Genomic DNA, 22,786 nt, shown 5'->3' with positions numbered 1-22,786 from the left:
AGGTAAGAAGCATTGGCGCAGTGGAGCTCGATTCTTAATTTTTTGATATACTTGGCGGTAACCGTGCCGCTGGTGGGCGTAGGCATTCTGTTCTTCAACTTGACGACGCCCTACAATGAGTTTCAATTGATCCGGGATGGCGGCGACTTGTCCGATCCGTCCAAAGCGGCTGCAGGGAAGGCGACAGCGTATGATTTGGGCGGCAAAATCATCGGACAGGTGCTCGTGCTCGCCTCGGCGGTTTATCATTCCGTCGGCCTGGTGGATCTGATCGTTTGGGGGCTGATCGGCATTGTGGTTCAGATCGCCGTGTTTTACTTGTTCGAGCTGCTGACGCCGTTTAAGGTCGTACGGGAAATCCCGAAAGGCAATGTATCGGTCGGTATCTTCTCGTTCTGCTTGAGCTTGGCATCGGGACTTCTGCTGGCTTCACTCATCAGCAACTGATCTTAAAAGCAAAGGGGTTAATCATATATGCAGCTGAATCAAATCCATCACGCCGCCATCATCTGTTCGGATTATGAACGGTCCAAGCAATTCTATGTACAGGTGCTCGGACTTCCCGTGATCCGCGAGACTTACCGGGAGGAGCGGCGCTCCTACAAGCTGGACCTGGCCGTCGGAGCCGGCCAGATCGAGCTGTTCTCGTTCCCGGACGCCCCGGTGCGTCCTAGTTATCCGGAAGCGCAGGGACTCCGGCATCTCGCCTTTGAGGTGGACTCCGTCGAGGAGGCGGTGCGGGAGCTGGAGGCGCAGGGCGTCGTCGGCGAGCCGATCCGAGTCGATGAAGGGACCGGGAAGAAATTTACGTTCTTCGCCGATCCGGACGGCCTGCCGCTGGAGCTGTACGAGAAATAAAATGAGCCCCGGCGCGCCGGGGCTCTAACGTTATTTTACGATCAATACGGGGATCTTCGCATGCTGCACGACGTTATGGCTGACGCTGCCGAGAATAAATTCGCGGATGGCCCCCCGCCCGCGGCTCCCCATCACGATAAGGTCGAAGCCGTTGGCCTCCGCGTGCTTGAGGATAGTATAGGCAGGCTGACCCCGCTGCACTACGAACTCCGCTTGGATGGACGGAGGAACGAGCTTCTTCGCTTCGTTTATAATGTAATCGTTTACGCTGAGGTCGACGGCATAACCGGACGCGAGCAGCAGAGCCGGATCGTGAAGAATATAAATGACCTCTAGGTGCGGAGTCCGTCCTTCCTCCGCGTTCCCCTCCAGCAGCTCCACGGCCCGGGCCAACGCTTTCTTCGACAGGTTGGATCCGTCGTACGCAACAAGAATTTTCTTGAATAACATCATAACCACCTCGGTGTGATTATTGTGATGTTGCTGCACCTCTATTATAACATATTTCCTCGTTTAGTTGTCTGAAAATTAAGAAAATTGGCAGATGTTTAGAATGATGCATAGTACCTGAGAAACGGGGCATCATACTATCAACGGTGAAAAGAGAGGTGTGGTTCCGTTGAACACGACGGGTTATACCAGGGAAGCTGCTGAAGAATCCAGATAGAAGCGGAGGGATGTGCCAAAGACGCGTTAATGCAATACACGTTTAGGTAATACCGCGCTTTCGATAAGATTCAAAAGCAAGACCAAAATCAATTCACCGTTAAGAAGGACTCCGAAAGGGGTCCTTTTTAAGTTGATAAGAATCTATAAGTTTTCGTAGCTTATAGCTTCGCATCAACCTTGGTAAACGCGCTGGTCCTTGTAAGACAAGGACGGCGTAGCCGTTTATCCTGGGTTGGCGGAAAGAAGACAAGGAAAAAGCATGTACCATCGCCGTTTCGTCAAGGGCTTGACCTGCATAAGCTGGAAGGGAAAGGAGGGGGATGGCCTTTGACGCCTGAACAATTCATAGGCATTGTCGCTCCCGTAGCCGTGCAGCTTCGCGGGGAAGGCTCCCCTTTGCTGCCTTCCGTACGCATTGCACAGGCCATGCTGGAGACAGGCAGCCAAATTCCCGTATGGAACAACCTTGTAGGATACAAGGTCGGATCCGGACGGCCGAATGCTTATTGGCACGGACAGTCCGTTACGACGCTGAGCTGGGAAGTGGAGAACGGCGCGAGGATGGACGGGGTGCCGTCCGATTGGCGCGTATACGATTCAATTGCGGATTGCTTCCGGGATCAGGATTTGCTCTTCCAAAGCAGTCGGTACGACCGGGTCCGTGCCGCGCAAAGTCCGCAGGAGCAGGCGGCCATGCTGCTGGCGTGCGGCTATGCGACCGATCCGGCCTACGCGGATAAGCTGGACCGGCTGATCGCCCGTTATAAATTGGAATCGTACGATACGACGGCAGCGATTGAAGAAGAGGAGTCGATGACATTGAAGCTCGAGCAGGATTGGCAGTGGACCATGCTGGCCGAAGCGCTGGAAGGTCTGCATGCGAAAGGTTTTTTTACGGATACCGTATGGGTGGACAAAGCCCGCAGCAAGGAGCTGACGATTTCGGAGCTGACCTGGTTGAATACGATCATGTATGCGCGCCAGAACGGTGTCGAGATATAAAGAAGGTTCCGTTTATTACCAGGCCGTTTTCATTTTGTTTTCATTCTGTTTTAAGGTAACGGGTTTATAATCAATTTCGTTGATCCCACATCAACGTTTATAGCATACCCCTTATCCCGCGCCATCGAGGATAAGGGGATTTTTTCGTTTGCCGAGGCTGGGCTTATCCGTCCAGTTTGTCCAGACCGTCCAGCACCGAACGCTCCGGACGCGCCGGGGGCCATAATACGCCGCGCTCCCAGGCCAGAACGAACGATTCGTATCTACGGTTCTCGGGAAAGGCCTCTAAATCGCCGAAATATCTTTGGATCGCCAAAATTTGCGATTCGTGCGCCCGAAGCGCCTCCGCCTTCATCGGCCAGCGGCTCTCCGTATCGATGGAGACCGAGGCGGTTAGACCCCTATCCGCCAGCGATGTAGAGAATACATAATACAGCTTGCGCACCGAAGGACAGCGGCCGGATAATACGGCGGCCGTAGCCATTTTGGAAATCATCATGTGATCGGGGTGGAAATTGCCTCCATCCTCCGGGAAGGTCACCACAACGGACGGTTGATGCCGCTGCAGAAAATCGACGATGCGTTGGATGAATTCCGCTTCATCGGCTTTGTTCGATTGCCCGTCAGGATAGCCCAGGTACCGGGTGGCGGCCAAACCCAGAATGGCGGCAGCCTTATCCATCTCGCGCTCTCTAACGGCAGCCAGCTCCTCGTTCGATAAGTGGCCGAAGGCGCCGTTCTTCTTGCCCGCATCGCCCTTGGTAGCCAGTAGCAGCACGGGTTTATGCCCTGCATCGGCAAGCTCGCGGATCAGCGCGGCGCTCAGGAACGTCTCGTCATCGGGATGCGCGTATACGAATGCTATCGTTTGCGGTGTCATAGGGTGATCAGCCTCCTCTTACGAGAATTATACTGCGGCGGATGAATGAAGCAAAGCGCTCCCTCTGTAATGTGTAATGTAAGGGCGTTTTCTGGAATGGTGCTATGATCGAAGTCTGCAAGGCGGGGTAAAATTTAAATATACTTTTATAGGTAAATTTGTTATTTTAATAAAGAATAGCTTACATAATACGGAAGAAAAGCGGGGGAGACGGGTTAACATGAGTTCAGGCTTTTTAGGGTTATTCTTGTCTGTGGTCGCCGCACTGCATATGGTAAGTGCCACCGATCATAGCCCGGCTTCGGTCACGGAGAATGCGAAGCCGCAGCATGAGGAGATAAGCCGGCAAGGCGAGCTGAAGGAACGGGATCGCGTACGAACTTACAGTCATCCGCCTGCGATGACGATTGATACGGATCAATCGTATCAGGCCAAGGTGAAGACCAGCAAAGGCGATTTTACGATAGAGCTGTTTACCAAATCGGCGCCTAAGACGGTAAACAACTTTGTCTTTCTTGCAAAAGACGGTTTTTATGAACGGGTCATTTTTCACAGAGTAATAAAATCGTTCATGGTTCAAACCGGAGATCCGACGGGAACAGGCTCCGGAGGGCCGGGCTATACGTTTGAGGACGAACTGAATTCACCCTACGCCTATGAGCCGGGCACGGTTGCTATGGCCAACGCCGGACCCGGCACGAACGGCAGCCAATTTTTTATTTGCACGGGCGATGACTGCAAGTCCTTGAACCGGATTCCGAATTACACGATATTCGGGAAAGTAACCGATGGGATGGATACGGTGCTGAAGATTGCGGAAACTCAGGTTGAGAAACAAAAGCTGACCGGTGAGCTGAGTCATCCGATGGAAGAAGTTAAGATCGAGTCGATCGAGATCACGGTTAAATAACGGCTTCGGCAAGCGTTCTCCGATGAAAGGGGACGCTTATTTGGATGTAGAAAAAAAGGGGCAGCTTGCGCCCCATTTAAAATCTTTGGAAATTTGAAAGCTGCTGCTCGGCTATTTGAACCAATCTTCTGACCATGTGGCCCCCGATGGCCCCCGTATCGCGAGTGGCCATATACCCGTAATAGCCGTCGGCGGGAATTTGAATGCCTAGCTCCTGGGCGACCTCATACTTGAGCTGCTCCAACGCTTGCGCTGCCTGCTGGATCACCAATTGATTGCTGGATCTGCTTTGTCCTCTTGCCATGTCGTTTATGCCCTCCAAATTCAGGATAATGTTATCATCCCCAATGATTCCCTAATTATGCATCCCTTCGTCCGTGCTAAAATGGACAGGGGGGAATGCCGATGTTTATCGCACCAATGCTGCCGGAACCGGCGGAACAGCCTTTTTCCGATGATACGTATGTGTTTGAACCCCTATATGACGGGCATCGGCTGCTTCTCGTTCATCAAGGCGTTGAAACCAGGCTATGGTCGGGGCATAAGACGGAATGCACGCGCCAGTACCCGGAATTGCACCGTCTCCGGATTCAGCGGGACCTGATTCTGGACGGAGAGATTTGCAGCATCGATCCGGGAACAGGGCGCAGCTGCCGTGAGCTGGTCATAGAGCGCTCGAAGCTTCACAGCAAAGAAAAAATTCGCGCCTACGCCCATCATCGTCCCGTCATATACATGGTATGGGATATATTATCGCTGGACGGACGCGATCTCCGTGCGCTTCCCTTGGTCAAGCGGCGGTCCGTTCTGGAAGCGGTCGTCGAACCGAATGAAGCGGTGAAGCTCGTTCCGCAGACCGACGGGCGGGGCGATGCGTTATGGAGGGCGGTCGTAAAGGATTCGATGGAAGGCATGGTGGCGAAACGGAAAAACAGCCCGTACGTTTCCCGCCGATCGGGCGATTGGCTGAAAATCGCCAATGCCGGATACAGGGATGGCCGGACGATAGGAGACACTACGACGGCACTGCTCGCCGCATCAAACTAAAAAAGCTGCCGGTCGGCAGCTTTCTTCGGTTGATAAGAATTTATAAGTTTTCGTAACTTATAGCTTCGCATCAACCTTGGTAAACGCGCTGGTCCTTGTAAGACAAGGACGGCGTAGCCGTTTATCCTGGTTTATTTTACTGAAACAGCTTCAAGAACTCGCGCATAAAGCCCGGCAAATCGGGCCAAGCGTGTCCTGTAACGAGCCTTCCGTCCACATGAAGCGTGTCGGGCGCATACTGGGCCCCGAGCTGCTCCACATCCAAGCGGCAAGCGGAGTATGCCGTCAACGTCCGGCCTTCGAAAAAGCGGGTATCCTTTAATGCGGAAAAAACCTGAGCGGCATGACAAATGGCTCCGATGGGCTTGTCATTCTCAAAGAAATGCCGCAAAATCCGGGGCACATTCGAATCCGAACGGATATACTCCGGAGCCCTGCCTCCCGGAATGATCAAGCCGTCATAATCCGAAGGCTCCACATCGGCGAAGGAAATATGGGAAGGAAGCAGATGCCCCGGTTTTTCCGTGTACGTTTCCCAGCCTTCAACAAAATCGTGCACAACCGTATGCAGCACTTTTTTCGTTGGCGAAGATATAACCGCTTCAAACCCTTCCTCCAATAAACGGAAATAAGGATAATAGACCTCCAAAACCTCAGCGGCGTCACCAGTCAGAATCAAAATTTTCTTGGACATGGAATCACTCCTTCGGGAATGGGATAAGGACCTCTTCATTATGGATTAATTTTCCTCAAATTGTAAACGGGTAGAAAATGTTGCGGCTTGTCGAAAAAGGCGGAATGAGATGGTGCTCCTTTGGGTAAACCGGGGCGAATATCCATCATTCACTGGATTCCGCTTTCCCGGTTCGATTGATTTTCACGGCCTTTCCGAGAATCTGTTCCAGCTTTATAAAACCGATGTCGCGGCTGTCCGAGCTGTTCGAGCGGTTATCGCCGAGGATGAAAAGCGTTCCCGGAGGCACGGTCTGCTCCTTGAAGTTTCTTGTGTTATATGGCCCTCCTTTGCGGTAGGCGGCTTCGACCGCAGCCTGCAGGTAAGGCTCGTTGAGCCGTTTCCCGTTAATATAGACGGCATCGCCTTGGACCTTGACGGTCTCCCCGGGAAAAGCAATCACCCGTTTTACATATATTTTTTGCTTTGTCGCTTGAAAGATAATAATATCGCCCCGTTGAACGTCGTGATCCCGGTAATAGGCCGGATCCACATTCATCCGATCCTGGGAATGGAGGGTGGGCTCCATAGACGGCCCTTCGACAATGAACGATTTATTGTGCTGGGCATACAGGGAGGATAAGGTGAGGAAGAGGGCGAGAAGAGCATTCATTGTGAGCCTCCATGACCGGTTATAGGCGGGTACGCGGCTTTCAACGAATCGACGGATTCAAAGGCGTCCGTTTCAAAAACGAACTTCGCCGGCGATTTTTCCGTTTTGTTTTTGACGATGTGCCCATAATACCGGCCGTTCTTTGTAAAAACAAACATCGTCTTATCGGGCTCATGCAGCAAACCATATTTCTCGAGCATCGGTTAACCCTCCCATTTCCTTCATATATATAATTTAAGCCTTCCATGGGAAACATACACATGCCCTAAAAACCAAGGAGGTGCTGGTCATGTCGTATTGCTGTTATTATTGTGATAAGGAAGCAAGGTCCGCCCACAGTATTACAGTTTATAGCAACAACGGCACGGAAGAACGATTTGAAGTCTTGTGCGGCTCTTGTTATGCCGACTGGCTGCTTTCGTTAAAAGGGTAATGAGGGGGAGCGTGCTCTCCCTCATTTGTGCAGCTTTTCACTGCGATCACGGTCGGGCTCATTTATACTTCAAGAGCCATGCGAAGCAGCGGTTGAAGACAAGCCCTGCCACAACCAAATAAATGACGGCTTCGCTCCACATCAAAGCGGGGCGGTGAGTAACCGCTGTGTCCAAATCCCGGTCCCAAGTCGTTTGGCGAAGTTCATGCTTTAAGTTCTGGTAACCGTTTAGATTGCAAACAAAAGAGATGATGGGCATCCCCGCGCCTTGCCCCCGCCACCAAACCAAAAAACTGCGTTTCAGAGCTTTAGAAAAAGAAATTTTGGTTCCGTCTGCATTCCTCAATTTTACACCCAGCACATACTTCCCCGGAGTCGTTCCGATGGTAGAAAGCAGCAGACCTTCAACGGGGATCCATAAGAATAGAAGGATTACACCGAATAAGTACTCGTTTATCCCGGATAAGTTCATGGAAATCGAAAATGCTGCCAACAATAAACTGACCGCAAAAGCCCAGATTAACGAATCCAAATACCTGGCCCAGAACCGGATCCAAGGCCGGACATAAGCTTTAAGCTCCTCTGCAAATTGAAGACCTTCGTACGATCCCGCCGGCAGCCAGTCCCCTGAATCCCCTTGCCGAAGCAGCGTATGTTTGTTGATTTGACCCGCAGCGATCAAAGAATGGACTTCATCGATCGAACACGGACCGGAGATTTCTTCTTTTTTATAGTACCATATCTTCACTTTATTCAAGCTAACCCCCTGAGCTTAAAGCCATAATAACTGTATTTTATATCACCCAATCCAGCTTTGGATATCTTTTTCTAGCAAAATTTGCTATTTTAATGTTTTTCAAGAGTTCATTCTATAGACCATTACAGAGATCAGTTTGAAAACATATCGGCATTGCAGCCGATTAAAATTCGATGGATAAGGGTACAAAAAGAAAAGCCGATTTCAACCATCGGCTTTTCCATCATCGTTATAAAGGCGGGCAATTAACGAATTAATGATTACGCTGCAGCAGAATAAAGCCGCTGATACTTGATGTCTTTCTGCTGACAACGATGAAGAACCCATTTCGAAGCAAGCAGTTTAAGGCAACAATAAGCAAGCGGCCGGAAGCCAATAACGTGGTGCAGGGACTGGCGCTGCCGATTACGCGAGAAGTGATGATCCTGCGTGCGGAGCCTGGGATGAGCGGGTTTCTTGTCCAACTGATCAATACGAGATCCGGCTGTGGCACAGCTTTTACTTTAGCCATTGCAATCACCTCTTTTCCATTGAATTCTCTATATCAAATGCAAAGCAGCCTTATTGCGTGCTAAACGAAAGCCGGAAAAATCTATAAAACTATTAAAAATCCGCAAAAGGGAAATTAAGTCCTCGCGCCAAGGAAAACGGGTTGTTAGGATAACCGTAGCTGTGGAAAAGGCAATAAAAAAATCCTCCACCGTTCTTGATAAGAACGGCGGGGGATTTGTAAGCTTTTATATCAAAAAGAATGAGGCGTAGGCGGCCAGAAGACATTAACGGGGCGCTAAGCGGATAAGAAGGGTACTCTACTTTATTTGGGAGTGCCCTTTCTTATTGTTTTATCAAATAAATTCGAGAGAGTTGGACGATAAGAAAACAGATTGCAGCAATCAAGAGGACTTCTCCGGTCATTGCTCCTAAGTTTTGTGTTGCCAGCATAACCTTTGACCACGTTGTCGATTGTACCCCGTATGAACGATTCGCGAAGAAATAGAATGGGGAAGATCAGGGCCCGTCTCACGACGAGCCCTTTCATGGGAGTTTCGGGACAACGCCCCGAACCAAGTGAAATCTTATCAACAAAAAAATATACAGTTAGTTCAAAAATGTACATTTTTTTATGGACAAAAAGAAAGACAACCTATTTTGTTTCGGTTGTATTACTATCTATTGCGGAAACGGATTCGTCAACACGATCGTCTCCATAAATCAATCTTTTCAGATGTTCTAAACTCATTTTGCTGATATCATTTTCAAAAAAAACTAATTCATCATGAGGGTGAATAAATTTATTACCTGAATAATACCATCCATTGCTTTCCAAAAATTGTTTAATTGATTCATACTCGTCATCCATCATTTGTTCCTCCAATTGCTAATCTGTGAAAAACGCTATTATTATACACTATTTCCAAACAAAGATCGAGTAGAGCCGTCAATAGGAGGCTTTCTGTTTAATAATGAAGAGAAATTATTATTTTGGTCGTCGTCAAATGGTGATTGTTTTATTATATCCATGGTTTTTGATAAAAATGCCGCTTGCCCTTATCTTTCAAAGGTTATCCATAGCTATCCCCGAATAAAATAATTCGGGGCCCGTCTCACGACGAGCCCCTTCATGGGAGAGGAGAAACCGGACGAAGAGCTTATGGGGAACGTAAGTCTTCTCCGCGGTTGTCTACGACATTTTCGGATGTCGATGATATAAGGATGAGCTTTTTCCATACAAAATATACATCGGGCGGTAAAATTATTTTTCGATTTTTTGTGCAAAAGTTTTCGTTTATGGTACGATAGCATTACTATTGCGAGCAGAGGTGGACTAAAGCAAGATGAGAGTCATATCGGGCAGTGCCAAAGGGCGTCCGCTCAAGGCGGTGCCGGGCATGGGGACGCGGCCCACGACCGACAAGGTGAAGGAAGCGGTATTCAGCATGATCGGGCCCTATTTTGACGGGGGCCGTGTGCTGGATCTGTTCGCCGGGACCGGCGGCCTCAGCATCGAGGCGCTTAGCCGGGGGATGGAGCAGGCCGTGCTGACGGATGTGGACAAGAAGGCGATCGATACGATCCGACACAATCTGGAGGCGACGGGGCTGTCGAAGCAAGCCGAAGTGTATCGCAACGACGCGGAACGCGCGATGAAAGCACTGGCCAGGCGCGGGCTGAAGTTCGATCTGGTGTTCCTTGACCCCCCTTATAAAATGAAGGTTATCCTCGGCTTAATGGAGCTGCTGGAGGAGCTGGGTCTCCTGGAAGAACGCTCTTACGTGGTCATGGAGCATGATGCCGAAGACCGGTATGAGGAGCCGGTGGGCGCGCTGAGCTGTACGCGGCGGGCCGAATACGGCGATACGGCGATTACGATTTACCGGCGGGAAACATAGAGCTGCCGGAGAGATAGGGCAATGCAAGAGGGAGCTGACCTTACCAAATGGATGCAAAACAAGAGAACAACCAGCACAACACGGTGGTGGCCGTATACCCCGGAAGCTTCGATCCGGTGACGAACGGGCATCTGGACATCATACACCGCGCTGCGAAAGTATTCGACAAGCTGGTGGTCGCCGTATTGAACAACACGAGCAAGAATCCGCTGTTTAGCGTGGAGGAGCGGGTAGAGCTGCTGAGACAGGTGACCGCCGATCTGCCGAATGTGGAAATCGACAGCTTCCGTGATTTGCTCATTAATTATATGAGGCAAAAAAACGCGCACCTTATAGTGCGGGGACTGCGAGCCGTATCGGATTTTGAATATGAACTGCAGATGGCGTCTACGAATCGCAAGCTGAGCGAGGAGATCGAGACGTTCTTTATGACGTCCACACCGAAGTATTCGTATCTGAGCTCGAGCATCGTAAAAGAGGTCGCACGGTTCCACGGGCCGGTAGCCGACCTGGTGCCGCCGGAAGTGGAGCGCGCGCTGCTGGAGAAGTATGCAAGCCGGTAGCCGGAAGGACGGGCGGGCCCTTGATTCCGGAGTTTAGGAATCAGGGCTTTTGCGATGCCGGTAAAAGAGGAACGCGGCGAACACCGACAGCACGAGCAGAAGAAGCAGAACGGTGCCGAACTGCAGCATCATGGGGCTGACAAGCGGCCACAGGCTGTCGCGGGTGGCGGACCATCCCGTGCCGAGGCCGGGCAGGAACGCGGCCCGGGCCGCCTGCTCCGTACCGCCGAGCCAAGCGTTCAGCGGCTCCCAAGCGATCAGGGTGAGCAAGGAAGCGATCCCTCCGTGGGCGAGGCGCGACAGCAGGAAGCCGCCGAACCGCAGGTCCGTAGCGGCCGTGAGGCTCTTCACCTGCGCGTGGGCTGAGAAGCCGCCCCAGCCCAGCAGCAGGCTGAGCAGGGCATAGCACCATGGATCGGCGAGCCAGGCCGGATGCTGCACGATCGCAAAGGCGCCGAGATGCGGCTCGAATACGCCGGGCAGCAGCGAGGCGAGCAGGGAAGCGAGATCGGCGCCGGACAGTCCAAGCATCGAAGCCGCACGTCCCAGCGCCGGAACCAGATTGGACAACGAGACGACCTGCAATAGTACGGAAAACATCATCATGCAGCCGCCGATGACGAAGAGCTGCTGAATGCTCGCGGTGACGGAATCCCCGAGCAGCTTGCCGAACGTGCGGCCGTCGCGGACTACCGCATCCCGGCAGGCGTCCGCGCTGCGCCGGAACAGGCCGCCGCTGCCGGCCCTCGCGGTTAAGGGCTCGCCCTTGGAGCGGAACCGGTGAAGCAGCGCCAGAATCAAGGCCGCCGCATAATGCAGCGAGGCGAGCGCTAGGCCTGCGGTCGGATCGTGGAGGAAGCCGGCCCCGATAATCCCGATGAGAAAGACGGGGCTCATCAGATGGCTGACCGAAAGCAGCCGCTCGCCCTCTTCCCGGGTAACAAGGCCCTCCCGGCGGAGCAAGCTGACCGCGGATGCCCCGGCGGGCATGCCGGCCGTAAATCCAAGAGCCATCGCCCAGCCGCCGGCTCCCGGCAGCCGGAACAGCGTGCGCAGCAGCGGCTCTAGAAGCACGCCGACCGCATGCAGCAGGCCTAGTCCGCGCATCAGCTCGGTTAGAATGAGAAAAGGCAGCAGCGCCGGGAAGACGAGCTTCCACCAAAGGTTGAGCCCCTTCAAGGAGGCCGTGAAGGCCTCCGCGGGAAATACGATAATGCTGACGACTAAGGATAAAGCCGCGGCACCGAGCAGGAAGGTGGTTGTCCGCGGAGAAGCAAGCTGCCATCGTTGCATCCGAATCACTCCAGCGTTTTGGGATAGGAATGGCTGTCCATTCGTTTGGCGTGCCAATGGAAAGAAAACGGGCTTGCGGCCCGCAGTAAACAGGCGGGAAGCCTCATCAAGAGAACAATGGTACATGTTTACGCTTTGTCCGCATGGTTTAGACCTCGCGGGCATACCCTAGGAACGGTATATACAGCGACGGTTGGGGAGGAACTCGGGGTGGCAGAACAAAGACACATCAAGCGCGGGTCGCGCATTGTATTTTCGGTATTTATCGGAATCATGCTTATCTATTTGATCTATTTCCTGCCTCTGCCTTACTATATCTTCATGCCGGGCACGGCGGAGGTCATCCGCCCGATGGTCGAAGTGAAGCAGCCGGTCGGCGAGGAGAAAGGGTCATTGATGCTGACGACGGTACGGGTAAGCGACGCGACGGTATTCGGCTATCTGGCAAGCTATATCCAGCCCTTTGAGGAGCGGCACAAGAAACAGGAGTTGCTGCGAAACAACGAATCGGAGAGCGAATACACGCAGCGCCAGGAGGTCGTCATGCAGTCCTCGCAGGCCAGCGCGATTCAAGCTGCTTACAATAAGCTGAAGATTCCTTACAAGATCAGCAAGGACGGCGTTATCCTGCAGCAGGTATATAAGGATTTTTCCGCGAATAACGTGCTGCAGGCCGGCGATTATATCGTTACGGCGGACAACAAGCCCGTTGAAACAAAGGAGGATCTGCTGAACGCGCTCAAAGGAAAGAAGGCCGGCGAGAAGGTGTCCATCGGCTACAAGCGTAAGGGCGTTATAAAGACCCAGGACATTGAGCTGAAGGTGCTGCCCGACGATGGGACGGGCGGACCGCAGCGGGCGGGACTCGGCGTGGTGCCGGCGGATTTGCGGAGCATCAAGGCGGAGTCCGAGAATCAGCAGGTATCGATCAAGGCGGGCGATATCGGGGGACCTTCGGCGGGACTGATGTTTTCGCTGGAGATTTACAACAATCTCGCTGCCGGAGATATTACCAAAGGGTACAAGATCGCCGGCACGGGGACGATCGACGAGAAGGGCAACGTCGGCGTTATCGGCGGCATTCAGTTCAAGATCGTGGCGGCGGATAAGGCCGGAGCCGAGATCTTCTTCGCGCCCAAGGATTACAACGTGAACGGGCAAAGTGTGCCGAACTACAGTGACGCCAAGAAACGGGCGGAGGAAATTCATACGAAAATGAAAATCGTCCCCGTAGGGACGATGGACGATGCGCTGAACTATTTGGCTTCCTTGTCGCCTAAGAAGGGCTGAGATCGGCCTGAACGGGCGGCTCGTAATAATCGCGAAACCAATCGCGCGGCTGAGCGCTGTCGTAGCCGAGGGCATAAACCGAGGTCGCGCGAATATCCAGCTGCAGCAGCGGCGAAGGTTCTCCGGTCACTTTGGTGAGCACGGGGACCTTCGCCGTTTCTTTCATCCGCTTCAGCAGCTCGCGGCCGCGGGGGCTGAAGCCGAGCACTCGCAGGTAAGGCACGCCGCCCCGCAGCGTCTGAGGCGCAAGCTCGGCCTTCGTATGCCCCAGCAGAATGCGGGTAAGAGCCCGCTGCAGCTTCGTCCGCGTATAGCGCTTCGTCTTCAGCTTGTCAGTCAGCGCCTCCACGCGCCGCTCCGGCTCGCCGCCGAAGTCCAGCCCGGCGAGGACTCGGCCGATCCGGTGCTCCAGCCCTTCCGTCACCTCTAGATAAGAAGCCAGCTGTTCGGGGCTGCGGCCCAGCAGCTGCAGGAGCAGGGGATCGGCGTATCGCTCCCAGCTCATCGGAGCCTTTCCCGCCGTCTGCTCTCTCTTGAGAATCGCAAGCGTGGAAGCGGGGACGTAGGGAGCAATGCCCTCCAGCGACCGCTCCTCGAACAAGAGGCGGCGAATGGCGGTAGCGCTTGCAATAGCGGCGTCGGTAATATCCGCTTGGTTGTACCCCGCCTTCGTTCGCGGAATTGTGAACGGCCGGATGGCGCTGCCGAGCCGCCTGAGCGCGATAAGGTAGTGCAATCCGAGCGTATTGTTCGGCTTCGCGAGTTCGGACTCCTCCGCGCCCGGGACGAACGCGGCGACGGCGCGGCTGTAGGCGGCCGGGTAAGGCAGCCCGGCCTTCAAGCCGTGCTGCAGCGCGCCGCGGAAGCCGTCCGGCTCGGCGTGGAGCAGCATGGCCGCCTCTTGGAGCCAGCCGAGGTCGCCGCTCTCGCTGCCGAAGCAGAGAGCGTCTACGACACCCGTGGCGTCCAGCGCGGACACGGCGCCGTAGGCGAACCACTCGGCGGCGTGAGCGGAGAAGGCGACCGGCAGCTCGAGCACGAGATCGGCCCCCATGGCCAGCGCCATCTCGGCGCGCGCCCATTTGCCCGCGACGGCCGGTTCCCCGCGCTGCAGGAAGTGGCCGCTCATGACGCATACGGCGGCTTCGGCGCCCGTTACCTTTTTGGATTCTTGGAAATGATAATAGTGCCCGTTATGTAAAGGATTATATTCGACGATCAAGCCGACGGTCCGCATAGACTCCTCCTCGGTTCCGGTGTATTCGGCCGGAAGTTAAGTAATGATCGCATAAGCGCTCAAAAAGCCGATCAGACTTTGACAAAGACGACATTCAGGTTTATTCTGGTTTAAATCACTATAGCATGAACTGAAAATGTTGACAAAAGCAGACGGTTATCGCTATAATAATTTTTGTTTGTTTGGAGTGATGATCATGCATATTTTATTTAAAGATTTAGCGTCCAGGGGGACGATTTCGTTTCGGGAGCGCCTCGACCTTAGCGGCGACCTTCCGAAGAAGGGCAGTCTCCTGAATTACGGACCGCTGGAGGTTGCGCTTGAGGCGCACGACAAATCCGGAGCTGCGGAAGTGACCGGGACGATGTCGATCGAAGTGGAGCAGGCGTGCTCCCGGTGTTTGACACCCGTTCGGGAGAAGCTGGACATTCCGTTCCACGAGACGTTCGTCCGCGTGGAGCCGCAGGACTTACCGGATGAGGATGACGAAGAGGATGACGACGTCGAATACGTAACCGAAGAGCGGCTGGAACTGAGGCCCTACCTGCTTGAGAGCGTAATGTTTGCCATTCCGTACGTGCCTCTATGCGAAGAAGCTTGCCAAGGATTATGCCCCGTGTGCGGTGCCAACCGCAACACCGAAGCTTGCGGCTGCAAGCAGGACAAGGTGGACCCGCGGTTGGCCGGACTTGCGGATTTCTTTAAAGATCAGACTTAAGCTTTAGCTCCCTGCACCATGAATTCGTTGAAGGAGGTGGGATACATGGCAGTACCTCAAAGGAGAACATCCAAAACGCGCCGCGACAAGCGCCGCACTCACTTTAAACTCGAAGTACCGGGAATGGTTAAATGCGATAACTGCGGAGAACTGAAGCTGGCTCACCGCGTTTGCAAAGTTTGCGGAACTTACAAGAAAAGAGAGATCATCAACCAATAATTTCATTATCGGTTGCACGAGAGATAGCGCCTCGCTTCAAGCGGGGTGCTATTTTGCTATTTTGCCGGGAGCCGCTTTCCTTTTGAGGCCGAATCCATTATACTATCTCTTATTACTTGGTCATAAGATTTAGTGCAAGGTCATACGCATAGGATGGGACATCCTTATTCATGCTAATCAAAGGTGGTGCTCGCGATCGAACGCCTTCCGAAACGACAGCGTCAGCAGCAGCTGGCGAAAGCGATTGAAGAGAACCCTTTTATAACCGACGAAGACTTGACGAAATTGTTTCACGTCAGCATCCAGACGATCCGCTTGGACCGTCTGGAGCTGGGCATTCCGGAGCTGCGCGAGCGGATGAAGCTGATGGCGGAGCAGTCGTACGATCAGGTACGTTCCCTGCCTCTGCATGAGGTTATCGGGGACGTGATCGACCTGCAGTTGGACAAGAGCGGCATCTCGATGTTCGAGATCCGGGAGGAGCACGTGTTTTCGCGGACCAAGATCGCCAGGGGGCATCACGTATTCTCCCAGGCGAATTCGCTTGCCGTCGCACTGATCAACGATCCGGTGGCTTTGACGGCGGCGGCGGACATCCGGTTCGTCCGTTCCGTGAAGCTGCATGAGAAATGCATCGCCAAAGCTTATGTCCGGTCGTTATCCAAAGGGAAGGCGAAGGTGGAAGTGTTCACCTACGTCGGAGACGAAGTGGTTTTTCAAGGCAATTTCATCATTTATCATTCGAGCAAAGACCGCTTCGAAGGAGGAGAGCTTCATGCGGATAGCGATTGACGCCATGGGTGGAGACCACGCGCCGCAGGCGAACGTGGAGGGAGCGATCGCAGCCGCCAGAGAATGGACCGACACGACGGTCATTTTAGTGGGGGACAAGGACCGGCTGGAGCCGCTGATCAGCAAGGACCGGCCGGGCAACGTGGAAATCAGGCACGCGAGCGAAGTCATTGAGGCTGACGACGAACCGGTAAAGGCGGTGCGCCGCAAAAAGGATGCGTCCATGGTGGTCGCCGGACGCATGGTCAAGGACGGCGAAGCCGACGCGATGATTTCGGCGGGCAATACGGGCGCGCTCATGACGATGGGACTGCTTGTGGTGGGCCGCTTGAAAGGCATTGAGCGTCCGGCGCTGGCGCCGATGCTGCCGACGATGGACGGGGAAGGGCTGCTCGCCCTCGATCTGGGGGCGAACATGGACGCTACGCCCGAGCAGCTCGTGCAGTACGCGGTCATGGGCAGCATTTACCGGAGCAAGGTCCATGGCGTGGACAAGCCGCGCGTAGGACTGCTGAACGTCGGCACGGAGGAGATGAAGGGCAACGAGCTGACCAAAGCGGCGTTCCCGCTGCTGGCGACGGCTCCGATCCATTTTGTAGGCAATGTGGAATCGCGCGATGTGCTCCGGAGGCCATGCGACGTGCTCGTCTGCGACGGCTTCTCGGGCAACATCATGCTCAAGTCGATGGAAGGGACCGCATCGGTCCTGATGTCGGAGCTGAAGAAGCAATTCATGCGCAGCTTCATCACAAAGCTGGCCGCGCTGGTGGTAAAGAACGGCATGCTGCAGCTGCGCAAGAAGATGGACTACGCGGAGCACGGCGCGGCGCCGCTCCTCGGCATTAACGGCCTCGTGCTGAAGAGCCACGGCTCTTCCGGCGGCCATGCGATCAAGAACGCCGTCCGGCAAGCGCGAATCGCGGTGGCGGGCGGACTGCTGCAGAGCATCTCGACGGGGATCGGCGGCATGACGGAAAACAGTAACGGAAGCGAGATGTAATGGGCATGAGTTTAATTCAGGTGGGCATTATAGGAACTGGTAAATACGTCCCTGAGAAAGTACTTACGAATCACGACCTGGAGCAAATGGTCGATACGAACGACGAATGGATCGTTACGCGTACGGGCATCCGGGAGCGGCGGATTGCTTCCGCCGAGCAGGCTTCCTCCGACCTGGCGTATGAGGCGTCGCTCATCGCGCTGAAAAATGCTGGCATCACCGCAGAGCAGCTCGATCTGATCATCGTGGCCACGATTACGCCGGATATGGCGTTCCCGTCCACGGCCTGCATTCTGCAGGATAAGCTCGGCGCCAAGAAGGCGGCGGCGTTCGATCTGTCCGCTGCCTGCTCGGGCTTTATCTACGGGCTGGCGAACGCGTCGAATTTTATCGCGATGGGCATTTATAAATATGCACTCGTCATCGGCGCGGAATGCTTGTCCAAAATTACGGATTATACCGACCGTAACACCTGCATCCTGTTCGGGGACGGTGCGGGCGCGGCCGTTATCGGGCCTGTGCCGGAAGGGCGCGGTTTCAAGTCGTTCGAGATCGGTGCGGACGGCGCAGGAGGAGAGCTGCTCAAAATTACGGGCGGCGGCTCCCGCTGCCCGGCATCGCCGCAGAGCCTGGAGGGCAAGCAGCACTTTATTTATATGGCAGGGGCCGAAGTGTTCAAATTCGCCGTGCGCATCATGGGTGGCTCCGCAGAGGAAGCGCTGCGCAAAGCGGGCATCGACAAGTCGGAAGTGGACCTGCTCGTCCCGCATCAGGCGAACATCCGCATTATCCAGTCGGCGCTGCAGAAGCTGAATCTCAGCGAAGACAAGTGCATGATCAACCTGGACAAATACGGCAACATGTCGGCGGCGTCCATTCCGGTGGCTCTGGCCGAGGCGGCGGAAGCCGGTCGGGTACGCGAAGGAGACTGCCTCGTACTGGTCGGCTTCGGGGGCGGCTTGACCTGGGGCGCGTCCGTTCTGGTCTGGTAAAACCTCCGGAGCCTCGGCAGAGGCTCGAGTAGTTTGCAATAGGGGAGTGTTTAGAAAGATGGGTAAAATCGCATTTGTATTCCCGGGCCAAGGCGCCCAGTCGGTCGGCATGGGGAAAGACGTATACGAAGCGGCGGCGGAGAGCCGCCGGATCTTCGATGCTGCCGACGAGGCGCTCGGCTACAGCCTGAGCCGGATCGCGTTCGAGGGGCCGGAGGAAGAGCTGAAGATTACATACCATACCCAGCCGGCGCTGCTGACGACCAGCATCGCGTATCTGGAAGCGTTCCGCGCCCGCCACGACGTCCGTCCGGATTTCGCGGCCGGACACAGCCTGGGTGAATACAGCGCGCTGGTCGCGGCCGGAGCGATCGGCTTCGAGGATGCCGTGCGTACTGTGCGCGCCCGCGGAGAGTTCATGGAGCAGGCCGTGCCCGGCGGCATCGGGGCGATGGCGGCTGTGCTCGGCGCCGAGCGCGATGCGCTGCAGCGCCTGTGCTCGGAGATTTCTTCCGGCGGTGCGGTGGTGGAGCTCGCGAACCTGAACTGTCCCGGACAGATCGTCGTGTCCGGCAGCAAGGAGGGAGTTGCGGCCGTCATAGAGCGCGGCAAGGAGATCGGAGCGAAGCGCGTGCTGCAGCTGGAGGTCAGCGGCCCGTTCCATTCGTCGCTGATGAAGCCGGCTTCCGAGCGGCTTGCCGGCGTGCTGGCGGAGCTTCCGATGAAGTCCGCCGCCGTGCCAGTCGTTGCGAACGTTACGGCCAAGGCTGTGCAGGAGCCCGGCGAGATCCGCGAGCTGCTGGTGGAACAGGTGCATTCTTCCGTCTTGTGGGAAGACAGCGTGTCTTGGCTGATCGCGCAGGGGGTTGACACCTTCGTGGAATTCGGCTCCGGAACGGTACTTGCAGGGCTGATTAAGAAAATCGATCGTACGGTCAAGACGTATTCGATCAATAGTCTGGAAGCGATTAATAAGTTCCAGCTCGAAACCGCGGCATCATCCGATTGATTTTGTAATGGAGGGAGAATCCAGCTTATGCTTACGGGAAAAGTCGCTCTTGTGACCGGCGCCTCCAGAGGCATCGGGCGGGCCATTGCGCTTAACCTCGCGGAAGCCGGCGCGGATGTCGTCGTGAACTATGCGGGCAGCGAGGGGGCCGCCCAGGAGGTCGTGCAGCAGATCGAAGCGCTCGGCAGACGCTCGTTCAAGGTGAAAGCGAACGTCGGCTCCGCTCAAGAAGTCGAGGACATGTTCAAGCAAGTTCTGGAAGCATTCGGCCGCGTTGACATTCTTGTGAATAATGCCGGCATTACGCGGGACAATTTGATTATGCGCATGAAGGAAGAAGAATTCGATCAGGTCATCGAAACGAATCTGAAGGGCGTATTCAACTGCGTGAAAGCCGCAACCCGCCCGATGATGAAGCAGCGTTCCGGCCGGATCATCAACATTTCCTCCGTTGTCGGCGCGCTGGGCAATCCGGGGCAGGTCAATTATGTCGCGGCCAAAGCGGGCGTCATCGGCATGACGAAGGCGGCAGCCAAGGAGCTTGCTTCGCGGGGCATTACGGTGAACTGCGTCGCTCCGGGCTTTATTGAAACCGACATGACGGACAAGCTGTCGGAGGAGCTCCGCGCTCAGCTGCAGCAGCAAATTCCGCTGGCGCGTCTCGGCCAGCCGGAGGATATCGCAAAGGCCGTTCGCTACCTGGCGTCCGAAGACGCTTCGTACCTGACGGGACAAACGATTCACGTCGACGGCGGCATGTATATGTAGCCCATCCCCATGGGGGATTTTAACAGAAACGGTTTTTTTCAGCCCGGAATGGGATGGCTATGGCAATTTGTCCATAAGTTCAGTATAATACCATGGAGGAGGTGAACCGGATGTCCGATGTTGTAGATCGCGTAAAACGAATCGTCGTTGACCGTCTCGGCGTGGATGAGGCGGAAGTGACACTCGAAGCATCTTTTAAAGATGATTTAGGTGCCGATTCTCTCGACGTTGTCGAGTTGGTTATGGAATTAGAAGATGAGTTTGACTTGGAAATCTCTGATGAAGATGCAGAGAAGATCACTACTGTAGGTCAGGTAGTTGATTACATAAAATCTCATACCTAAGCGTTATAAGTCCCGTTAACCCTAGCGGGACTTATCTCCATTACTAAGACTCATGAAAACGAGATACATAACGAAAGTTATTTCCGATAGAGGTGGTTTACTGTGAATCAAAGAGTTGTCGTTACAGGACTTGGCGTTATGACTTCGCTCGGGCACGACCTGGAGACGTTCTGGAGCAACCTGCTCGCAGGCAAATCCGGCGTAAGCTTGATCGAATCGTTCGACGTATCCGAATATCCGACCCGCATTGCGGCAGAGATCAAGGATTTTAATCCAGAGGATTATTTCGATAAAAAGGAAGCGCGCCGGATGGACCGTTTCGTGCAGTTTGCCGTGGCGGCCAGTCTCAAGGCGCTGGAAGACGCGGGGCTGAACGTGAAGGAAGATACCGACCCGGAGCGTGTAGGCGTCTATGTCGGCTCCGGCATCGGAGGCCTGCAAACCTGGGAAGAGCAGCATAAAATTTTGCTCGAAAAAGGACCGAAGCGCGTAAGCCCGTTCTTTATTCCGATGATGATCGCCAATATGGGCTCCGGCCAAGTCTCGATGATGACGGGCGCCAAAGGCCCGAACAGCACAGCCGTTACGGCCTGTGCAACCGGTACGCATTCCATCGGCGACGCCTACAAAACGATTATGCGCGGCGATGCCGACGTCATGATCTGCGGCGGGGCGGAAGCGACGATCAGTCCGACGGGCGTAGCGGGATTCTGTGCGCTGCGCGCGATGTCCACCCGCAACGACGAGCCGGAGAAGGCTAGCCGTCCGTTCGATACGGGCCGCGACGGGTTCGTCATGGGCGAAGGCGCCGGCATTCTGATTCTCGAATCGCTGGAGCATGCGCAGAAGCGCGGAGCCAAGATTTACGGCGAAGTGATCGGCTACGGGATGAGCGGCGACGCCTACCATATGACCGATCCGGATCCGGACGGCGCGGCGCGCTGCATGACGAAGGCGGTGAAAGACGCCGGAATCGCTTTTGAAGAAGTCGATTACATTAATGCTCACGGCACTTCGACGTCGGTAGGCGACAAGTCGGAAACGACGGCGATCAAGAAGTCGTTCGGCGACCATGCTTACAAGCTGGCCGTCAGCTCGACCAAATCGATGACGGGCCATTTGCTCGGCGCGGCCGGCGGCGTAGAAGCTCTTATTTGCTCGCTTGCCCTGAAGCACGGCATGATCCCTCCGACGATCAACCTCGAGAACCAGGATCCGGAATGCGATCTGGACTATGTTCCGAATGTTCCGCGCCAAGCGGATCTTCGCGTCGTGATGTCGAACTCTTTCGGCTTCGGTGGACATAACGCTACGATTATTCTTAAGAAATTCGAAGCATAAAGGTTTCCGCTGGGATCATACTATTACCGCCTTGGTTGACGGCGGGCAGAGCCCCTTTTAAGCAGCCGCTTCTTATACGGCGGAAGCCGGAGGCTTGCTCCCGCTTTCAGGAGGGCTTAAAGTACAGACTGTAAATCCGTTTCTAGCGTACTTGTGGGTGGTGAAGAGATGCATCGCAACTTGAAGCAGCTGCAGTCGGAGCTGGGGATCGCTTTTCGCGATCCTGAATTGCTACGGCAGGCGTTTACGCATTCTTCCTATGTCAATGAACATCGCGTCGGCTCCTACAAAGACAATGAACGGTTGGAGTTTTTGGGGGATGCGGTGCTGGAGTTGACGGTATCGGAGTATTTGTTCCAGAAGTACCCGGACCGTACGGAAGGTGAACTGACCAAGCTTCGCGCCTCCATCGTTTGCGAGCCCTCGCTCGTCGGCTTCGCCGAGCAGCTCGAGTTCGGTTCCTATGTGCTGCTCGGCAAAGGAGAAGAGCTGACCGGCGGACGTACCCGTCCGGCGCTGCTCGCGGATGTGTTCGAATCGTTCATCGGGGCGCTGTATTTGGACCAGGGGCTCGAAGTGGTGTGCGGGTTTCTGCGCAAATCCATGTTCCCGTTTCTTCCGAAGCAGGGAAAGCTGCTTACGGCCGACTATAAGACGCTCCTGCAGGAGCATGTCCAGCAGATCTGCATGGGGCCGCTCGAGTACAAGATCGTAGACGAGCGGGGACCGGCTCACGAGCGGGAGTTCGTGGCGGAGGTCTATCTCCACGACAAGCTGCTCGGGACGGGCAGCGGACGCTCCAAGAAGGAAGCGGAGCAGCATGCGGCGGCGGAAGCGCTCGAAACCTTGAAGGTTGAGGTGCGGCCGTCCTAGTGTAAGGCAGACATGATGCGGCGGAGGCGGCTGAGTTACAGCTGTCTGCGCCGTT

Annotated in this window: 29 protein-coding genes; 18 read left to right on the top strand and 11 right to left on the bottom strand. The window is 54.8% G+C overall.

The window, feature by feature from the left end:
• Positions 1-12: 12 nt before the first annotated feature.
• On the top strand, positions 13-447 hold the full coding sequence (locus O9H85_RS08570) for a DUF350 domain-containing protein (protein ID WP_269880926.1): 435 nt from the start codon (positions 13-15) through the stop codon (positions 445-447).
• Positions 448-474: 27 nt separating this feature from the next.
• Positions 475-858, top strand: coding sequence for an SMU1112c/YaeR family gloxylase I-like metalloprotein (gloA2, locus tag O9H85_RS08565; RefSeq protein ID WP_269880925.1), 384 nt, complete (start codon positions 475-477; stop codon positions 856-858).
• Positions 859-888: 30 nt separating this feature from the next.
• On the opposite strand, the gene O9H85_RS08560 is transcribed toward gloA2, so the two are convergent.
• Positions 889-1,311, bottom strand: a complete 423-nt coding sequence (locus O9H85_RS08560; RefSeq protein WP_409348114.1) for a universal stress protein — start codon at positions 1,309-1,311, stop codon at positions 889-891.
• Positions 1,312-1,854: 543 nt separating this feature from the next.
• On the opposite strand from O9H85_RS08560, the gene O9H85_RS08555 reads away from it, so the two are divergent.
• Complete coding sequence (locus O9H85_RS08555) at positions 1,855-2,529, top strand: glycoside hydrolase family 73 protein (RefSeq protein ID WP_269880923.1); 675 nt, start codon at positions 1,855-1,857, stop codon at positions 2,527-2,529.
• 163 nt (positions 2,530-2,692) lie between these two features.
• Here O9H85_RS08555 and O9H85_RS08550 read toward each other — a convergent pair whose 3' ends face one another.
• Positions 2,693-3,409 (bottom strand): PIG-L deacetylase family protein, encoded by a 717-nt coding sequence (locus O9H85_RS08550; protein WP_269880922.1) that lies wholly within the window; start codon positions 3,407-3,409, stop codon positions 2,693-2,695.
• 220 nt (positions 3,410-3,629) lie between these two features.
• Here O9H85_RS08550 and O9H85_RS08545 point away from each other — a divergent pair, with 220 nt between their 5' ends.
• Positions 3,630-4,319: a peptidylprolyl isomerase gene (locus O9H85_RS08545; RefSeq protein WP_269880921.1), complete on the top strand. Its 690-nt coding sequence runs from the start codon at positions 3,630-3,632 to the stop codon at positions 4,317-4,319.
• Between the two features lie 76 nt (positions 4,320-4,395).
• Here O9H85_RS08545 and O9H85_RS08540 read toward each other — a convergent pair whose 3' ends face one another.
• Entirely contained in the window at positions 4,396-4,623 is a 228-nt protein-coding gene (locus tag O9H85_RS08540) for an alpha/beta-type small acid-soluble spore protein (protein ID WP_269880920.1), read from the bottom strand.
• A gap of 101 nt (positions 4,624-4,724) precedes the next feature.
• On the opposite strand from O9H85_RS08540, the gene O9H85_RS08535 reads away from it, so the two are divergent.
• Positions 4,725-5,366, top strand: a complete 642-nt coding sequence (locus O9H85_RS08535) for an ATP-dependent DNA ligase (RefSeq protein WP_269880919.1) — start codon at positions 4,725-4,727, stop codon at positions 5,364-5,366.
• A 136-nt stretch (positions 5,367-5,502) separates the two neighbouring features.
• On the opposite strand, the gene O9H85_RS08530 is transcribed toward O9H85_RS08535, so the two are convergent.
• The 6 genes from O9H85_RS08530 to O9H85_RS08505 form a co-directional block, all read right to left on the bottom strand.
• Positions 5,503-6,060 (bottom strand): DJ-1/PfpI family protein, encoded by a 558-nt coding sequence (locus tag O9H85_RS08530; RefSeq protein WP_269880918.1) that lies wholly within the window; start codon positions 6,058-6,060, stop codon positions 5,503-5,505.
• 145 nt (positions 6,061-6,205) lie between these two features.
• Positions 6,206-6,712, bottom strand: a complete 507-nt coding sequence (gene lepB / locus O9H85_RS08525) for a signal peptidase I (protein WP_269880917.1) — start codon at positions 6,710-6,712, stop codon at positions 6,206-6,208.
• Positions 6,709-6,912, bottom strand: a complete 204-nt coding sequence (locus O9H85_RS08520; protein ID WP_269880916.1) for a hypothetical protein — start codon at positions 6,910-6,912, stop codon at positions 6,709-6,711. Before O9H85_RS08520 ends, lepB begins: the two co-directional genes overlap by 4 nt.
• Before the next feature lie 291 nt (positions 6,913-7,203).
• Entirely contained in the window at positions 7,204-7,893 is a 690-nt protein-coding gene (locus O9H85_RS08515; protein WP_269880946.1) for an RDD family protein, read from the bottom strand.
• A 262-nt stretch (positions 7,894-8,155) separates the two neighbouring features.
• The gene (locus O9H85_RS08510; RefSeq protein WP_269880915.1) at positions 8,156-8,413 is read right to left on the bottom strand and encodes a hypothetical protein; all 258 of its coding nucleotides are present in this window, start codon (positions 8,411-8,413) and stop codon (positions 8,156-8,158) included.
• A 633-nt stretch (positions 8,414-9,046) separates the two neighbouring features.
• Positions 9,047-9,262: a hypothetical protein gene (locus O9H85_RS08505; RefSeq protein WP_269880914.1), complete on the bottom strand. Its 216-nt coding sequence runs from the start codon at positions 9,260-9,262 to the stop codon at positions 9,047-9,049.
• Between the two features lie 475 nt (positions 9,263-9,737).
• Here O9H85_RS08505 and rsmD point away from each other — a divergent pair, with 475 nt between their 5' ends.
• Positions 9,738-10,292, top strand: coding sequence for a 16S rRNA (guanine(966)-N(2))-methyltransferase RsmD (gene rsmD / locus O9H85_RS08500; protein WP_269880913.1), 555 nt, complete (start codon positions 9,738-9,740; stop codon positions 10,290-10,292).
• Between the two features lie 47 nt (positions 10,293-10,339).
• Complete coding sequence (gene coaD, locus O9H85_RS08495; protein ID WP_269880912.1) at positions 10,340-10,855, top strand: pantetheine-phosphate adenylyltransferase; 516 nt, start codon at positions 10,340-10,342, stop codon at positions 10,853-10,855.
• A gap of 33 nt (positions 10,856-10,888) precedes the next feature.
• Here the strand turns inward: coaD and O9H85_RS08490 are convergent, their stop codons facing one another.
• Positions 10,889-12,148: a nucleoside recognition domain-containing protein gene (locus O9H85_RS08490; RefSeq protein WP_269880911.1), complete on the bottom strand. Its 1,260-nt coding sequence runs from the start codon at positions 12,146-12,148 to the stop codon at positions 10,889-10,891.
• A gap of 210 nt (positions 12,149-12,358) precedes the next feature.
• Between O9H85_RS08490 and O9H85_RS08485 the strand changes: the two genes are divergently transcribed.
• The gene (locus O9H85_RS08485) at positions 12,359-13,438 is read left to right on the top strand and encodes a SepM family pheromone-processing serine protease (protein WP_269880910.1); all 1,080 of its coding nucleotides are present in this window, start codon (positions 12,359-12,361) and stop codon (positions 13,436-13,438) included.
• Here the strand turns inward: O9H85_RS08485 and O9H85_RS08480 are convergent.
• A complete protein-coding gene (locus O9H85_RS08480; RefSeq protein ID WP_269880908.1) occupies positions 13,425-14,675 on the bottom strand; it encodes a nucleotidyltransferase in 1,251 nt (416 codons plus the stop codon). The two genes, O9H85_RS08485 and O9H85_RS08480, sit on opposite strands and share 14 nt — an antisense overlap.
• Positions 14,676-14,871: 196 nt before the next feature.
• Between O9H85_RS08480 and O9H85_RS08475 the strand changes: the two genes are divergently transcribed.
• From O9H85_RS08475 to rnc, 10 genes are all read left to right on the top strand, one after another.
• Positions 14,872-15,393 carry a YceD family protein gene (locus O9H85_RS08475; protein WP_269880907.1) on the top strand — a complete coding sequence of 174 codons (522 nt, stop codon included), beginning with the start codon at positions 14,872-14,874 and terminating at the stop codon, positions 15,391-15,393.
• 45 nt (positions 15,394-15,438) lie between these two features.
• A complete protein-coding gene (rpmF, locus tag O9H85_RS08470; protein WP_269880906.1) occupies positions 15,439-15,612 on the top strand; it encodes a 50S ribosomal protein L32 in 174 nt (57 codons plus the stop codon).
• Positions 15,613-15,795: 183 nt separating this feature from the next.
• Entirely contained in the window at positions 15,796-16,404 is a 609-nt protein-coding gene (fapR, locus tag O9H85_RS08465) for a transcription factor FapR (protein ID WP_269880904.1), read from the top strand.
• On the top strand, positions 16,388-17,404 hold the full coding sequence (gene plsX / locus O9H85_RS08460) for a phosphate acyltransferase PlsX (protein WP_269880902.1): 1,017 nt from the start codon (positions 16,388-16,390) through the stop codon (positions 17,402-17,404). Before fapR ends, plsX begins: the two co-directional genes overlap by 17 nt.
• A 5-nt stretch (positions 17,405-17,409) precedes the next feature.
• Positions 17,410-18,396: a beta-ketoacyl-ACP synthase III gene (locus O9H85_RS08455; RefSeq protein WP_269880900.1), complete on the top strand. Its 987-nt coding sequence runs from the start codon at positions 17,410-17,412 to the stop codon at positions 18,394-18,396.
• Between the two features lie 58 nt (positions 18,397-18,454).
• Positions 18,455-19,405, top strand: coding sequence for an ACP S-malonyltransferase (gene fabD / locus O9H85_RS08450; RefSeq protein WP_269880898.1), 951 nt, complete (start codon positions 18,455-18,457; stop codon positions 19,403-19,405).
• A gap of 27 nt (positions 19,406-19,432) precedes the next feature.
• On the top strand, positions 19,433-20,173 hold the full coding sequence (gene fabG, locus O9H85_RS08445) for a 3-oxoacyl-[acyl-carrier-protein] reductase (RefSeq protein ID WP_269880897.1): 741 nt from the start codon (positions 19,433-19,435) through the stop codon (positions 20,171-20,173).
• 110 nt (positions 20,174-20,283) lie between these two features.
• Positions 20,284-20,517: an acyl carrier protein gene (gene acpP / locus O9H85_RS08440; protein WP_269880895.1), complete on the top strand. Its 234-nt coding sequence runs from the start codon at positions 20,284-20,286 to the stop codon at positions 20,515-20,517.
• 102 nt (positions 20,518-20,619) lie between these two features.
• Complete coding sequence (gene fabF, locus O9H85_RS08435) at positions 20,620-21,858, top strand: beta-ketoacyl-ACP synthase II (protein WP_269880893.1); 1,239 nt, start codon at positions 20,620-20,622, stop codon at positions 21,856-21,858.
• A gap of 168 nt (positions 21,859-22,026) precedes the next feature.
• Positions 22,027-22,731, top strand: a complete 705-nt coding sequence (gene rnc / locus O9H85_RS08430) for a ribonuclease III (protein ID WP_269880891.1) — start codon at positions 22,027-22,029, stop codon at positions 22,729-22,731.
• Positions 22,732-22,786 lie beyond the last annotated feature (55 nt).

Origin of the sequence: Paenibacillus gyeongsangnamensis (assembly GCF_027533625.1) — a bacterium.
GTDB lineage: Bacteria > Bacillota > Bacilli > Paenibacillales > NBRC-103111 > Paenibacillus_G > Paenibacillus_G gyeongsangnamensis.
The sequence above is the reverse complement of the archived record's forward strand: the minus strand, read 5'-3'. Positions and strand labels throughout refer to the sequence as shown.